Annotated in this window: 9 protein-coding genes; all 9 read left to right on the top strand. The window is 67.0% G+C overall.

The window, feature by feature from the left end; translation table 11 throughout:
- Positions 1-10: 10 nt before the first annotated feature.
- The 9 genes from RPR59_RS10580 (at position 11) to RPR59_RS10540 (ending at position 15,049) form a co-directional block, all read left to right on the top strand.
- Positions 11-1,444, top strand: coding sequence for a glycoside hydrolase family 125 protein (locus tag RPR59_RS10580; RefSeq protein WP_313913813.1), 1,434 nt, complete (start codon positions 11-13; stop codon positions 1,442-1,444).
- A 133-nt stretch (positions 1,445-1,577) separates the two neighbouring features.
- The gene (locus tag RPR59_RS10575) at positions 1,578-3,911 is read left to right on the top strand and encodes a GH92 family glycosyl hydrolase (RefSeq protein ID WP_313918466.1); all 2,334 of its coding nucleotides are present in this window, start codon (positions 1,578-1,580) and stop codon (positions 3,909-3,911) included.
- A gap of 191 nt (positions 3,912-4,102) precedes the next feature.
- Positions 4,103-5,023: an ROK family protein gene (locus RPR59_RS10570; protein WP_313913811.1), complete on the top strand. Its 921-nt coding sequence runs from the start codon at positions 4,103-4,105 to the stop codon at positions 5,021-5,023.
- Between the two features lie 43 nt (positions 5,024-5,066).
- Positions 5,067-7,436 carry a GH92 family glycosyl hydrolase gene (locus RPR59_RS10565; RefSeq protein WP_313913809.1) on the top strand — a complete coding sequence of 790 codons (2,370 nt, stop codon included), beginning with the start codon at positions 5,067-5,069 and terminating at the stop codon, positions 7,434-7,436.
- 99 nt (positions 7,437-7,535) lie between these two features.
- Complete coding sequence (locus RPR59_RS10560) at positions 7,536-8,147, top strand: TetR/AcrR family transcriptional regulator (RefSeq protein ID WP_313913807.1); 612 nt, start codon at positions 7,536-7,538, stop codon at positions 8,145-8,147.
- Positions 8,148-8,492: 345 nt separating this feature from the next.
- Positions 8,493-8,888, top strand: a complete 396-nt coding sequence (locus RPR59_RS10555; protein ID WP_313913805.1) for a hypothetical protein — start codon at positions 8,493-8,495, stop codon at positions 8,886-8,888.
- On the top strand, positions 8,885-10,150 hold the full coding sequence (locus RPR59_RS10550; RefSeq protein ID WP_313913804.1) for an efflux RND transporter periplasmic adaptor subunit: 1,266 nt from the start codon (positions 8,885-8,887) through the stop codon (positions 10,148-10,150). The genes RPR59_RS10555 and RPR59_RS10550 overlap by 4 nt, the downstream gene beginning before the upstream one ends.
- Before the next feature lie 153 nt (positions 10,151-10,303).
- The gene (locus RPR59_RS10545) at positions 10,304-13,483 is read left to right on the top strand and encodes an efflux RND transporter permease subunit (RefSeq protein WP_313913802.1); all 3,180 of its coding nucleotides are present in this window, start codon (positions 10,304-10,306) and stop codon (positions 13,481-13,483) included.
- Positions 13,484-13,495: 12 nt separating this feature from the next.
- A complete protein-coding gene (locus RPR59_RS10540) occupies positions 13,496-15,049 on the top strand; it encodes an efflux transporter outer membrane subunit (RefSeq protein ID WP_313913800.1) in 1,554 nt (517 codons plus the stop codon).
- Positions 15,050-15,061: the final 12 nt, after the last annotated feature.

Here is a 15,061-nt window from a genome sequence, read left to right as displayed (position 1 = left end):
GAGAGCGAATATGACCCCCAATCGTCGCGAGATCATGGCAGGTGCGGGCGCGGTAGCGTTCACGGCCGCACTGCCGGGCGCCGCGCGCGCCGCGCAGTTCGTCAGCAAGCGTCCGGCGCCGGCGGAGCGCAACTTCACTAGCCCGGCCATCGAGGCGGAGATCGCGCGGGTGAAGGCGAAGATCGCCGATCCCGAACTCGCCTGGATGTTCGAGAATTGCTATCCCAACACGCTCGATACCACGGTGCAGACGGGTACGCTCGACGGCCGGCCCGACACGTTCGTCATCACCGGCGATATCGAGGCGATGTGGCTGCGCGACAGTTCGGCGCAGGTGCAGCCCTATATCCACCTCGTCGCGAAGGACGCGAAGCTCAAGCGGCTGTTCCAGGGTCTGATCCAGCGTCAGGCGCGCTGCATCCTGATCGACCCTTACGCCAACGCCTTCGACAAGGACCCGACCGCGCCGTCGAAGCTCGAATGGTCGGAAACCGACCAGACCGACATGAAGCCGGGCGTCGCCGAGCGGAAGTGGGAGATCGATTCGCTCTGCTATCCGATGCGCCTGAGCCATGAATATTGGAAGCGCACGCACGACAAGACGCCGTTCGACGATCGCTGGAGCGAGGCGATGAAGCTCGCCGTCCAGACCTTTCGCGTGCAGCAGCGCAAGGACGATCGCGGACCGTATCATTTCCAGCGCAAGGCGCTCAATCCCACCGACAGCCTGATGCTGGGCGGCTATGGGCGGCCGACGAAGAAGATCGGCCTGATCCATTCCATGTTCCGCCCGTCGGACGATGCGTGCCTGTACCCGTTCCTGATCCCGTCGAACCTGTTCGCGGTGTCGGTGCTCAGGAAGATCGCGCAGATCCACCGGGAGGCGCGCGGCGACAATGCGGCAGCGACCGACGCTGAAGCGCTCGCCGACGAGGTCGAGACGGTGCTCAAGCAGCATGCGCTCATCCCGGACGGGAAGGGCGGTCAGGTCTGGGCGTACGAGATCGACGGCTTCGGCAACTATGTCTTCATGGACGACGCCAATGTGCCGAGCCTGTCGGGTCTCGCGCTGATCGATGTGGTTAAGCGCGACGACCCGCTGTTCCGCCGCACCGCGGAACTCGCCTGGTCCGACCGCAATCCCTATTTCTTCAAGGGCAAGGCGGCGGAAGGGATCGGCGGGCCGCATATCGGCCTCGACATGATCTGGCCGATGTCGATCATCACCCATGCGATGAACGCCGAGGACGATGCGACGGTCGCCCAGTGCCTGCGCTGGCTGAAGAACACGCATGGCGGCACCGGCTTCATGCACGAAAGCTTCAACAAGGACGATCCGAGCGACTTCACGCGAAGCTGGTTCGCCTGGGCCAATGCGCTGTTCGGGCAGTTGATCGTCGAAGTCGCGGACAGGCGCCCGGCGCTGCTGTCGCGCCAGATCTGAGAATGCGGTCGCCCTCACCCTTTCGCGCCTTCGGCGCTCTTTCCCTCTCCCATTGGGAGAGGGAAGGGGCCCGCGAGGCGAAGCCGAGTGGGAAGGGTGAGGGCGACCAATGCTCCCGGAGCACGAAACCATGATGATTACCGCAAACCGCCGCCAGCTTCTCGCCACCACCGGTCTGGTCGCGCTGGGTGGCGCCGTCTCCGGCTGCACCAAGGCTACCGGCGACACCGCGCCGATCGAGCCCGGCACGCCGAATCTGTTCGTCGGCACCGGCGGGCATGGTCACACCTTTCCCGGCGCGTCGCTGCCGTTCGGGATGGCGCAGCTCAGCCCCGACACCAATACCCATGGCTGGGATGCCTGTTCGGGCTATCACCAGAAAGACGGCTCGATCATGGGGTTCAGCCATACCCATCTGTCGGGCACGGGCATCGGCGACATGCTCGACGTGCTGGTGGTGCCGACGCGGCAGGAACTGAAGCTGACGCCCGGCAGCACCGAAAATCCCGATGCGGGCTATCGCCAGCGCTATTCGGAGGAACATGCCGAGCCCGGCTATTACCGGGTGAAGCTCGAATCCGGCGTGCTCGCGGAACTGACCGTGACCGAACGCTGCGGCCTGCACCGCTATCATTTCCCCGAGGGGCCGGCGCATATCCTGATCGACTTCGCGCATGCGATCGAGGATGATTGGGACAAGGGCGTGGTGGTCGAGGACGCCACGCTGACGCTGAACGAGGACGGCCTGCTGACCGGCAGCCGTCAGGTCAATCGGTGGGCCAAGGGACGCCACATCCATTTCGCGATGCAATTGTCGCGCAAGCCCGACCGCGTCCGGTTCTTCGGCGACGGCGACAAGCCCGCGCCCGACAGTGCGACATCGGTCAAGGGCAATAGCACCAAGGTCGCGTTGTTCTTCGACGATGCCGGCGGCGATCCGATCCTGATCAAGACCGGCCTCTCGGCGGTCGACGTCAAGGGCGCGCGCGACGCGCTGGCGCAGGAGGCGAAGGGCTGGGACTTCGACGGCGCGACCAGGCGGGCGCGCACCATCTGGGCGAAATCGCTGGACGGCGTGCGCGTGTCGGGCGGCACCGAGGCGCAGCGCACGATCATGGCGAGCGCGCTCTATCATGCGCAGCTCGCGCCGACGCTCTTCACCGACCGCGACGGCCGCTATGTCGGGCTGGACCGCAAGGTGCATCAGGCGCCGAAGGGGGAGGAAGCGTACAGCACCTATTCGTTGTGGGACACCTATCGCGCGCTGCATCCGCTGCTGACGCTGATCGACCCGGACCGCGCCGCGCTGCTGACGCGCGACCTCGTGCGCCAGACCGCCGAAAGTTCGGTCGGCCCGCCGGTCTGGCCATTGCAGGGCGTCGAGACGGGCACGATGATCGGCTGGCACGCGGTCTCGGTGCTCGCCGAGGCGCACGCCAAGGGCATCGAGGCCGATTATGCCGCCGCCTGGCCCAACATCCGCCGCCGCGCCTTCGACCGCGATTTCAAGGATATCGACAGCACGCTCGGCCGCGGCTTCTATTACGATCTCGGCTACATCCCGTGCGACCAGGTGTGGGAATCGGTCAGCCGCACACAGGAATATGCCTATGACGACTGGGCGATGGCGCACATCGCCGATGCCGTCGGCGCCAAGGATGATGCCGAAGCGTTGCGCAAGCGGTCGCAAAACTATCGCAACGTTATCGACGCCGGCACCGGTTTCGCGCGGCCGCGCTTCGAGGACGGGCATTGGTGGAAGGACTATGACCCCGTCCAGATCGGCCACGATGTCGACAAGTGGCGCGATTATACCGAGGCCAATGGCTGGCAGGCGACATTCCTGAACCAGCACGACCTGTACGGCCTGATCGCGCATTTCGGCGGCGATGCGGCGTTCGAGAAAAAGCTCGACGCGCTGTTCAACGGTCCGTCGACGCTGCCCGACAACGCGCCGCCCGATATTTCGGGGCTGGTCGGCCAATATGCCCATGGCAACGAGCCGAACCATCATGTCGCCTATATGTACGCCTATTGCGGCGCGCCCCATAAGACGCAGGCGATGATCCGCCGGCTTCTGACGGAGATGTACAAGAACGACCCCGACGGCGTCATCGGCAACGACGATTGCGGTCAGATGAGCGCGTGGTTCATCCTGTCGGCGCTCGGCTTCTACCCCGTCGACCCGGTGAGCGCGGTCTATGTCTTCGGATCGCCGCTGTTCGACCGGGCCGAAATGGATGTCGGCGGCGGACGGACGCTGACCGTGCGTGCCGAGGGCAATGCCCCGGACCGCCCCTATGTCCAGTCGGTGCGCTGGAACGGCGAGGAATGGACGAAGAACTGGATCGCCCATGCCGATCTGGTGAAGGGCGGCGAGCTGGTTTTCGTACTGGGCGACAAACCGTCGCAATTCGGCACCGCCAAGGCGGATCGACCGCCGTCCTTCGCGACGGCACCGGGATAAGCCCATCTTACCGCCAGAAGGGTGTGCCGTAGAAGAAAAGCAATGAAAAACAACAATATGAAAAGTGTCGAGCCTGTCGACTGCGCCCGGCGGGGCAGCGGGCCGTCCATCGGAGAAGTCATGATCCACGCTGTTTGCTTGCCCTTTCGTTTTCGCCCGGCGCGGCGCGGCTGTGCGGCGGAGGCGCGGTGATGGCGCGCGCGGAAACGAAGGGCGGCGATGCGGACCCGGTCTTCGCCGGAATCGAATTGGGCGGGACCAAATGTATCTGTACGCTGGCGGCCGGCCCCGGCGACATTCGCGACCAGCAGACGATTCCGACGACCGTTCCTTCGGAAACGCTTCCCACGATCAAGCGTGTCCTCGACCAATGGTTCGCGTCGTCGGGGTTTGCGGGGCTGGGCGTGGCGTCGTTCGGACCGGTTCATCTGCACCGGGACCAACCGCGCTACGGCCGGATCGGCGCGACCAACAAGCCGGATTGGGAGGGAGCGGACCTGCTGGCGCCGCTACGCGCGTTCGGCGTCCCGATCGGGTTCGACACCGATGTCAACGGCGCGGCGCTTGCCGAGATGCGCTGGGGTTGCGGGCAGGGGCTCGACGATTTCGCCTATGTTACGGTCGGCACCGGCGTCGGTGTCGGCCTGATCGTCCACGGCCGCCCGACGCGCGGGTTCAGCCATAGCGAGATCGGGCACCTTCGCGTGCCGCGGCTCGCCGGCGATGACAGCGCCAGCGTCTGCCGCTTTCACGACGACTGTATCGAGGGCCTGGCGTCGGGAACCGCGCTCCAGGCGCGTCTGGACGGGCGTTCGCTGTCCGACGTGGGGCCGGACGATCCGGTATGGGAGCCGATCGTGCACTGCCTGGCGGTGATGGTCCATGATCTCGCCTGCACCACGGGGCCGCTGCGCGTCGCGATGGGCGGCGGGGTGATTTCGGGCCAGCCGCACCTGCTGCCCCGCATCAACGCGAAGGTGGAAGAAAGCCTTGCCGGCTATCTGCCGCTGCCGGGCGACGGAAACTATGTCGTCGCGCCGCAACTGGGCACGGTGGCCGGGCCGATGGGGGCGATCGCGCTGGCGATGGGCGCCGCCGCGGCGCACGCCTGACGTCGCACGGGGCGTTGTCGGGCCATTTTTTCGGGAGGAAACGATGATCGCAAGACTGGCAATCGCCGCACCGTTGCTGCTGGCATCGGCGCAAGGCTTCGCGCGCGATACCCCCGATCCGGCGGCGGAGGTCAATCCGTTCATCGGCACCACCAATGGCGGCAACGTCTATCCCGGCGCGACGCTGCCGTTCGGGATGGTGGCGTTCAGCCCGGAGGCGACGCCGCTGCCCGGCAAGCGCTTTCCGATCGCAGCACCCGGCGGCTATGAATGGCGCGCCAACGGCATCCGCGGATTCAGCCTGACGCACCTTTCCGGCACCGGTTGCGCCGGCGCCAGCGGCGACATTCCGATCATGCCGGTCACCGTTCCGGTGGATACGTCGCCTTCCGCCGTCGCGGCGGGCATGATGTATTCCAGCATCCTGGAACACGACAAGGAACGCGCCAGCCCCGGCGCCTATTCGGTGACGCTGGACAATGGCGTCGCGGTAAGGCTGGGCGCGACGGACCGCACCGCCGTCGGCCGTTTCACCTTTCCCGAAGACCGCCCGGCCAATCTGCTGTTCCGTACATCGGACAGCGAGGTCGGCAGCACCGCGTCCACCATCCATATCGACGCCGAGCATCGCACCGTCACGGGCACGGTGACCGCCGGCAATTTTTGCGGCTATCTGGCCGAGGACCGGCGCGAGAGCTATTACACGCTGCATTTCGTGGCCGTGTTCGACCAGCCTTTCGAGGTCGGCGGGACCTGGCGCGACGACCAGGTGACGAAGGGCGCGGCCGACGGGCAGGGCGGCACGACCTATGGCGAGCGCGGCCATCCGCCGGCGGGCAAGGGCGCGGGCGGATGGATCAGCTTCGATCCCGGGCGGTCGGCGGCCGTCAATGTCCGTATCGGCGTCTCCTATGTCGACGAAGCCGGCGCGCGCGCCAATCTTGCCGCCGAAAGCCCGGCCGGTACGACCGTGGAAGCCACGCAGGCCGCGGCCCGCGCCGCCTGGAACCGCGCGCTCGGGCAGAGCGCGATCGAGGGCGGGAGCCGCGACGATCGTACCGTATTCTATACCGCGCTTTACCACACGTTGCTGGAGCCCAATCTCTATAGCGATACCGACGGCCGCTATCGCGGTTTCGATGGCGAGGTGCATCGCCTGTCCGACGGCCAGCAGGCGCAGTACGCCAATTATTCGGGCTGGGATGTCTATCGCTCGCAATTGCAACTGGTGACGCTGCTCGATCCGCAGCGCGGATCGGACATCGCCCAGTCGCTGCTGAACCAGGCCGATCAGAATGGCGGCGTCTGGGACCGCTGGACCCACCTGACCGGCGCGACGAGCGTGATGAACGGCGATCCGTCGCCGCCGTCGCTCGCCGCCATCCACGCGTTCGGCGGGCGGTCGTTCGACCTGGAGCGTGCCTATGCCTCGCTCAAGCGCGCGGCAACGGTGCCGACGGAAAAGGATCTGAGCCGCAAGGGATGCCCGGTGCTGTGCATCGGCCAGCGCCCCGGCCTCGACCGGTGGCTGAAGCTGCATTACATGCCGGTCGGCGCGCCCGGCTGGGGCAGCGCGGCGGACACGCTGGAGCTGGCGGCGGCCGATTTCGGCATGGCCGAGCTTGCGCGCGCGGCCGGTGATGCGGCGGGCGAGCGCATGTTCCGGAAGCGGTCCGGCTATTGGCGCAACCTCTTCAATCCGGATGCGACGCCGCAGGGCGGCTATATCCAGCCGCGCAACGCCGATGGAAGCTGGCCCGAATTCGACCCCGCCTCCTATGATGAGTTCGTCGAGGGCAGCGGCGCGCAATATCTCTGGATGGTGCCGTTCGACCCGGCCGGCCTGATCGATGCGCTGGGCGGCAGGGCGGCGACGACGCGGCGGCTCGACGCCTTCTTCAAGGACGCGGACGGCGGCTGGGCGGTGACCAAGTCCGGCCCGCTGCACGCCGAACTCGACAACGAGCCGTCGATCGCTTCGCCCTGGCTCTATAATTTCGTCGGCCAGCCGTGGAAGACGCAGGAGACAGTGCGCGCGGCGATGCGACAGATCTGGACCAACAGCCCCGACGGCATATCGGGCAATGACGATCTGGGGCAGATGTCGTCCTGGTATGTGTGGTCGGCGCTGGGCCTGTACCCCTTATATCCCGGCCGCGCCGAACTGGTGATCGGCAGCCCCCTGTTTCCGTCCGCGACGATCGAGCGGCCGGGTGGCCGAATCGTGATCCGCGCGGAGGGCGCCGCGCCCGATGCCCCCTATGTGCAGGCCCTGCGGGTGAACGGCAGGACGAGCGAGCGAAGCTGGCTGCCGGCGGAGTTCGTGACGAAGGGCGGAACGCTGGACTTCACGCTCGGCACGACGGCCGATCGCGACTGGGGAACGGAAGAGGCGCCGCCGTCCTATCACTGAACGCGGGGGCCGGGCACGCGGCTGTCGGCGGGGATCGGTGCGGCGAAGTCCTTGACCTTCGCTGGACTTTTCCCTGCGGCAAATTATATACCGAACATTATGAAACTGGACATTTGTACCGCTTCGCGAGGTCGCCCGCGGGAATTCGATGTCGATGACGCGCTTGCCGCCGCGCTCCGGATATTCTGGAGCAAGGGCTATGAGGGCGCGTCGCTGGCGGACCTTACCGAGGCCATGGGGATTACCAAGCCCAGCCTCTATGCCGCGTTCGGCAACAAGGAACAGCTCTTCTGCAAGGCGCTCGACCTCTATGAGCGGGAAAAGCTCGCTTATACCCGCAACGCGCTGGAGGCGCCCACCGTGCGCGAAGTCGCCGAGCGATTTATGCGCGGCGCCATTGCGGCGCAGTGCAGCGAGTGCGAGCCGCGCGGATGCCTGGGCGTGATCAGCTCGGTCGCCTGCGGTGCGGAGGCGGAAACCATCCGCGAAGAGGTGATCCGGCGTCGCGCATCGTCGCGCCAGGCGATCGTCGACCGGTTCGAAAGGGGCAAGAAAGACGGAGATCTGCCGGCCGAAACCGATGTCGACGCGCTGACCAGTTATCTGCTGGCGGTATTGCAGGGCATGGCGGTGCAGGCCGGAGCCGGTGCGAAGCGCGAGGACCTGGACCGGGTTGTGGACATGACCCTGGCCATGTGGCCGGGCGCCTGAGCGTAGTGGACAATAAATACCGGGTGGTATAAAAAAGCCCCTTGACGTTGTTCATCGGTTATTTATATACCGGTCGGTACGAAACAACGAGAAGGGGGACGCGCGATGCGGTATCGTTCCAACCTCATCCGATCCGAATAAGATCGCGGCCGCTTCCACGCATGCGGGAGTGACCGGGCTCGGCTGATCCGGCGCGGATCGGCTTTTCGACATTGCTGGCGAGTCTTCGGCGACCGTCGTGTCGGCGGCTGGAGACCTGTGTCCGTATATTTGCCGGGCGGCCGAAGATGGTTTCCCGGAAACGGGCGGGGTGCGCCCTGTCCGTCGACTTCAGGGAGATCACCGATGGCTTATCTCGACCTAACGCAGAGCTATGATATCGGCGCCGTCGTCGCCGGAAAGGCGATGGCGGATGCCGACACGGCCACGCTGTCGCCGCTCGAATGGTCGGTCGTGGCGCTGGCGCAGCGGGACCGGCTGTCGAGCCTGAACAAGCCGGGGCGGGTCGCGCTGGCCATGGGCAGGCTGTTCGGCAGCCGGCCCAATCCCGAGCTTGCCGATGCGAAGCTGGAGGCGCTGCGCCGCATCGCCGTTCTCGCCTGGCATCGCGGCTATGCGATCGCCTCTCACGAAATCCGCGCTTTCAAGGCCGCCGGCTTCACGCTCGCGCAGTACGAACTCGTGCTCGCCAGCATCAGCCGTAGCCGCAACGCGCGCAACAATCAGCGAGCCCATGTATGAATATGCCGAGCAAGATCAGTCGCACCGACGCGGCGACGCCGGAACCCGCACAGCGCCGATCGCGCTGGCGGCGCGGCGCGATGATCGCCGTGCCTGCCGCGCTCGTCCTGTGGGGCGGGTATGAACTTACCCACGACGCGGGGCCGGCCCAGGCCGCGCCGCCGCCGCCGACCGTCACCGTGGCGACGCCGCTGGTGCGTTCGGTCAGCGAATGGGACGATTATGTCGGCCGCTTCGCGGCGTCGAAGACGGTCGAGGTGCGCCCGCGCGTGTCGGGCGAGATCACTGGCGTCCATTTCAAGGACGGTGCCATCGTCCATAAGGGCGACCTGCTGTTCACCATCGACCAGCGGCCGTTCCGTGCCGCGCTGGCCGAGGCGCAGGCGCGCGTCGCCAGTGCGAACAGCGACCTGGCGCTGGCCAAGGCGGACCTGGCGCGTGCGGAGAAGCTGGTCGATGTCGATGCGGTATCGCAGAGCCAGATCGACCAGCTTCGCGCCAGGCGGCAGGCGGCCCAGGCGTCGCTGGCGGCGGCGCAGGCGGACGTGCGGGCACGCTCGCTCGACCTGAGCTTCACCCGCGTGCACGCGCCGATCACCGGACGGATTTCGGACCGGCGGGTCGACGCGGGCAACCTTGTCGGCGGCGGCGAGGGCGCGCAGGCGACGCTGCTCACCACGATCAACGCGCTCGACCCGATCTATTTCAGCTTCGACGCCTCGGAGGCGCTGTTCCTGAAATCGAAGCGGGCGCAGGAGGCGGGCAAGGGGCCGACGCCGATCGATATCAAGCTGCAGGATGAAAACCAGTATCGCTGGCACGGGCGGCTCGATTTCACCGACAACGGGCTCGATCCCAGTTCGGGCACGATCCGCATCCGGGCGGTGGTCAGCAATCCCGAGCTGTTCCTGACGCCGGGCATGTTCGGCGACGCGCGGCTGTCGAGCGGCGGCGTGGCGAAGGCGATGCTGGTGCCCGACGCGGCAGTCACCACCGATCAGGCGCGCAAGCTGGTGATGACCGTCGGCAAGGACGGCAAGGCGCAGGCCACGCCCGTCGAGCTGGGGCCGGTGCTGAACGGTCTGCGCGTCGTGCGCAGCGGGCTGGCGCCCGATGCCAGGGTCATCATCAGCGACCCCGAACTGGCGCAGCCGGGCACGGCGGTGAAGACCAAGCCGGGCAAGATCACGCCGGTCGAGGCGAAGTCCGCGCCGCCGGTCGCGGAGTCGATCGCCGGCGGCGCCAGTTTCGCCGCGAGCTAGACCCCGAAGCCATCCGCGTCGCCGTTCGCCCTGAGCCTGTCGAAGGGCCGTTCTGCTTCTTCCAAGAGGAAGAGCAGCGCTTCGACAAACTCAGCACGAGCGGATGCCATTGAATGCAAAGGGTTCGTCGAACCCGCAACAGGAGCAGGCATCATGCGCCTCTCGCGTTTCTTCATCACGCGGCCGATCTTCGCCGCGGTCATCGCGATCGTCATCACCATCGTCGGCGCGATCGCCTATCTGGGGCTGCCGGTGTCGCAATATCCCGACATCGTGCCGCCGACCGTGACGGTGACCGCCAACTATCCCGGCGCGACCGCGCAGACGGTGGCGGACACGGTGGCGGCGCCCATCGAGCAGCAGATCAACGGCGTCGACGACATGCTCTACATGTCGTCGGAATCGACCGGTGACGGCAAGCTGACCATCACCGTCACCTTCAAGATCGGCACCGACCTCGATGCCGCGCAGGTGCTGGTGCAGAACCGCGTCGCGATCGCCGAACCGAACCTGCCCGAGGCGGTGCGGCGACAGGGCGTGGTGACGCAGAAGACCTCGCCCGACTTCCTGATGGTCGTCAATCTGGTGTCGCCCGACAACTCGCTCGATCGCGGCTATATCTCCAACTATGCGCTGACGCGCATCCGCGACCGGCTGACCCGGATCGACGGGGTGGGCGACGTGCGCCTGTTCGGCAGCCGCGACTATGCGATGCGGGTGTGGATCGACCCCGGCCGCGCGGCGGCGCTCAACCTGACGGCGGGCGACATCGTCGCCGCGCTGCGTTCGCAGAATGTGCAGGTCGCCGCCGGCACGCTGGGCCAGCCGCCAGAGAGTCAGGGCAATGCGTTTCAGGTGAATGTCGAGGCGCAGGGCCGCTTCGCCGATCCCGACCAGTTCGAGAATATCATCATCCGGTCCGACGCCGATGGCGGGCAGGTGCGCGTGCGCGACGTGGCGCGGGTCGAACTGGGCGCGGCGGATTATTCGTCGAACACCTATCTGTCGGGAAAGCCGACCGTCATCATGGCGGTGTTCCAGCGCCCCGGCTCCAACGCCCTCGCCGCCGCGCAGGCGGTGAACAAGGAAATGGAGGCCGTCTCCCAGGACTTCCCCAAGGGGCTGGCATACAAGGTCATCTACAACCCCACGGAGTTCATTTCGCAGTCGGTGGACGCGGTGATGCACACGCTGTTCGAGGCGGTGCTGCTCGTCGTGCTGGTGATCGTCGTCTTCTTGCAGAAATGGCGCGCGGCGATCATCCCGGTGGTGGCGATCCCCGTATCGCTGATCGGTAGCTGCATCGTGCTCGCCGCGTTTGGCTATTCGCTCAACAACCTGTCGCTGTTCGGCATGGTGCTGGCCATCGGCATCGTCGTCGACGACGCCATCGTCGTGGTCGAGAATGTCGAGCGCAATCTGGAGCGCGGCCTGTCGGCGATCGAGGCGGCCAAGACGTCGATGGACGAGGTTTCCGGGGCGCTGGTGGCGATCGTGCTGGTGTTGTGCGCGGTGTTCGTGCCGACACTGTTCCTCGCCGGGCTGTCGGGCGCCTTCTATCAGCAGTTCGCGGTCACGATCGCGACCGCGACGGTCATCTCGCTGATCCTGTCGCTGACACTGTCGCCCGCGCTTGCCGCGCTGCTGCTGAAGCCCAACGACCACCGCGGCGAACGGCACGCCGTCGTGCGCGCGCTGCACCATGCCGGCGACCGCTTCAACCGCGGTTTCGAGCGGCTGAGCGAGGGCTATGCCCGGCTGACGCGTCGGCTTGTCATGCGTCCGCTGGCGATGATGGTCGCCTATGCCGGGCTGATCGCAGCGACGGTGGGGCTGTTCTGGGCGACGCCCACCGGCTTTATTCCGGCGCAGGACCAGGGCTATTTCCTGACCGTCATCCAGTTGCCGCCCGGTTCCTCGCTGGAGCGTACCGACGCGGTGATGCAGAAGGTCGCCAAGCGCATCCTGCCCATTCCGGGGGTAAAAGGATCGGTGATGCTGGCGGGCTTCGACGGCCCGTCGCAGACGCTCGCGCCCAATGCGGCGGCGGCCTATGTCCCGCTCGAAAGTTTCGAGAAGCGCAAGGAACTGGGCGTAAGCTTCGCCGACATCATGGCCGAGGCGCAAAAGCGCACCGCCGATATCAACGAGGCGCGGCTGATGATCGTGCCGCCGCCGCTGATCCAGGGGATCGGTTCGGCCGGCGGCTATCGCATGATGATCGAGGATCTGGGCGACAACGGGCCGGAGGCGCTTGCCAAGCAGACGTTCGGCGTGCTCGGCAAGGCCAACCAGACCGATGGGCTACGCCAGGTCTATACCTTCTTCAACACCGCCACGCCGCGCATCTTCGCCGATATCGACCGGCGCAAGGCGGATATGCTGGGTGTGCCGCCGGAACGCGTGTTCGAGGCGTTGTCGGTCTATCTCGGCTCGGCCTATATCAACGATTTCAACCTGCTGGGCCGCACCTATCATGTGACGGCGCAGGCCGATGCCGCGCACCGCGCGACCGAGGCCGATATCGCCAATCTGAAGACGCGGTCGAACAGCGGCGCGATGGTGCCGATCGGATCGGTCGCCACCTTCGACAGCAAGACGGGGCCGTACCGCGTAACGCGCTACAACCTGCACCCCGCCGTTGCCGTCGATGGCGACACCGCGCCGGGATATTCCTCGGGGCAGTCGCTGACGACGATGGAAAAGCTCGCCGACGACACGCTGGCGGACGGATACGGCCATGAATGGACCGGCATCGCCTTTCAGCAGAAGCTGGCCGGCAACACGGCGGGCGTGGTGTTCGCGCTGGCGGTGGTGTTCGTCTTCCTGGTGCTCGCCGCGCAATATGAAAGCCTGGTGCTGCCGCTGTCGATCATCCTGATCGTGCCGATGTGCCTGCTCGCGGCGATGATCGGCGTGAACCTGAGGGGCATGGACAATAATGTCCTGACGCAGATCGGGCTGATCGTGCTGATCGCGCTCGCCGCGAAGAACGCGATCCTGGTGGTCGAATTCGCCAAGCAGGCGGAGGAAGACGACGGCCTGTCGCCGGTCGAGGCGGCGGTGCGTGCGGCGCGGGACCGGTTGCGGCCGATCCTGATGACCAGCTTCGCCTTCATCCTCGGCTCGGTGCCGCTGGTGATCGCGAGCGGCGCGGGCGCGGAGCTGCGCCAGGCGCTGGGCACGGCGGTGTTCTTCGGAATGCTGGGCGTCACCGGCTTCGGCCTCGTCTTCACGCCGACCTTCTACGTCGTCTGCCGCGCGCTGGGCGACCGGCTGTCGCGCCGTCGTCCGAAACCGGACGCCGATCCCGCGCTGTTGCCCGCCGAATAAAGGATGTTTCCAATGCTCGATTTCCGTTCGTATTCCCGCGAAGGCGGGAATCCAGAGCAGCAATCCACGACGTCTGAAACCCTGGGCTCCCGCTTTCGCGGGAGCACGGGGAGGGGCCTGCTCGGCTCGCTGTCCGCGCTGGCGCTCGCCGCCTGCGCGGCGGGGCCGGACTATGTCGCGCCGATCCCTCCGCAGACGGCGTCCGGCCCCTTCCTTTCGACCGACAGCCCGGCGATCTCGACCGCGGCGGTCGATCCCGACTGGTGGCGGCTCTACGACGATCCCGTGCTCAACGCTCTGGTCGAGGATGCGCTCGCCGCGAACACCGACATCCGCGTGGCGCTCGCGAATATCGCCAAGGCGCGGGCCGGTTTGCGTGCCGCGCGCTCGGACGAACTGCCGCAGACCGACATCGGCGCGAGCGCGACCTATGGTCGTCAGTCCGAAGGCCAGCGCGTGCCGGGCGCGGACCGGGAAGACTGGACCGTCGATACCGGGCTCGATGTCGCCTATGAGGTCGATCTGTTCGGGCGCGTCAGCCGCAATGTCGAGGCGGCGCGCGGCGATGTCGGCGCGGCGCAGGCCGATGCCGATGCGGTGCGGGTCGCGGTCGTCGCAGACACCACCCGCGCTTATGCCGATGCCGCCTCGGCGGCCGAGCGGCTGGCGGTCGCCAGGCACATTGTCGAGTTGCTGGACCGTTCGTTGACCCTGACCGGGCGGCGGCACGACGCGGGCCTCGCCACCGGGCTCGATACCGCGCGGATCGCCGCGCTGCGCAACCAGCGCGCCGCCGACGTGCCCGCAATCGCGGCCGAACGCGATGCCGCGCTGTTCCGGCTCGCCACGCTTACCGGCCGCGCGCCCGCCGACCTGCCCCCGATCGCCGCCGAGCGAAAGACGACGATGACGATCGACCGGCCGATTCCCGTCGGCGATGGCCAGGCACTGCTCGCCCGGCGGCCCGACGTGCACGCGGCCGAGCGGCGGCTTGCGGCGGCGACGGCGCGGATCGGCGTGGCGACCGCGGACCTCTATCCGCATATTTCGCTCGGCGGATCAATCGGTTCGACGAGCACCTCGTTCGGCGACATCTTCGGCGCCGGGCCGCTGCGCTGGCTGTTGGGGCCGTTGATTAGCTGGAATTTCCCTAACCAGAGCGCCGCACGCGCCAAGGTCGCCGGGGCCAGGGCCGATACCCAGGCGGCGCTCGCCCGGTTCGACGGCACGGTCCTGACGGCGCTGCGGGAGACCGAGACGGCGCTGTCCGCTTATGCCCATGATCTGGATCGCCGCACCGCGCTGAACGCGGCATATGAGGAAGCGGAACGCGCCGTCACGATCACGCGCGCGCAACAGCGTGAGGGCGCGGTCAACTCGCTCGACCTGCTCGATGCGGAGCGCACCTTCGCCGACGCCCGGGCGGACCTTGCCGCAATCGACGCGCGCATCGCCGATGACCAGATCAACCTGTTCGAGGCGCTGGGCGGCGGCTGGGGCGATGCCGGTGCGGTATCGCGAGCCGGAGCGGCACAGGATGACGGGGCCGATCTGGCGGAGCGCTGAGAGCCGCTTCGC

The sequence above is a fragment of the Stakelama saccharophila genome (assembly GCF_032229225.1).
In the GTDB taxonomy this organism is placed as follows: domain Bacteria; phylum Pseudomonadota; class Alphaproteobacteria; order Sphingomonadales; family Sphingomonadaceae; genus Sphingomonas; species Sphingomonas saccharophila.
The sequence above is the reverse complement of the archived record's forward strand: the minus strand, read 5'-3'. Positions and strand labels throughout refer to the sequence as shown.

Coding starts and splice junctions, on each gene's coding strand:
- RPR59_RS10580 (WP_313913813.1), top strand. CDS start 11: ATGACCCCCAATCGTCGCGAGATCATGGCAGGTGCGGGCGCGGTAGCG.
- RPR59_RS10575 (WP_313918466.1), top strand. CDS start 1,578: ATGATTACCGCAAACCGCCGCCAGCTTCTCGCCACCACCGGTCTGGTC.
- RPR59_RS10570 (WP_313913811.1), top strand. CDS start 4,103: ATGGCGCGCGCGGAAACGAAGGGCGGCGATGCGGACCCGGTCTTCGCC.
- RPR59_RS10565 (WP_313913809.1), top strand. CDS start 5,067: ATGATCGCAAGACTGGCAATCGCCGCACCGTTGCTGCTGGCATCGGCG.
- RPR59_RS10560 (WP_313913807.1), top strand. CDS start 7,536: ATGAAACTGGACATTTGTACCGCTTCGCGAGGTCGCCCGCGGGAATTC.
- RPR59_RS10555 (WP_313913805.1), top strand. CDS start 8,493: ATGGCTTATCTCGACCTAACGCAGAGCTATGATATCGGCGCCGTCGTC.
- RPR59_RS10550 (WP_313913804.1), top strand. CDS start 8,885: ATGAATATGCCGAGCAAGATCAGTCGCACCGACGCGGCGACGCCGGAA.
- RPR59_RS10545 (WP_313913802.1), top strand. CDS start 10,304: ATGCGCCTCTCGCGTTTCTTCATCACGCGGCCGATCTTCGCCGCGGTC.
- RPR59_RS10540 (WP_313913800.1), top strand. CDS start 13,496: ATGCTCGATTTCCGTTCGTATTCCCGCGAAGGCGGGAATCCAGAGCAG.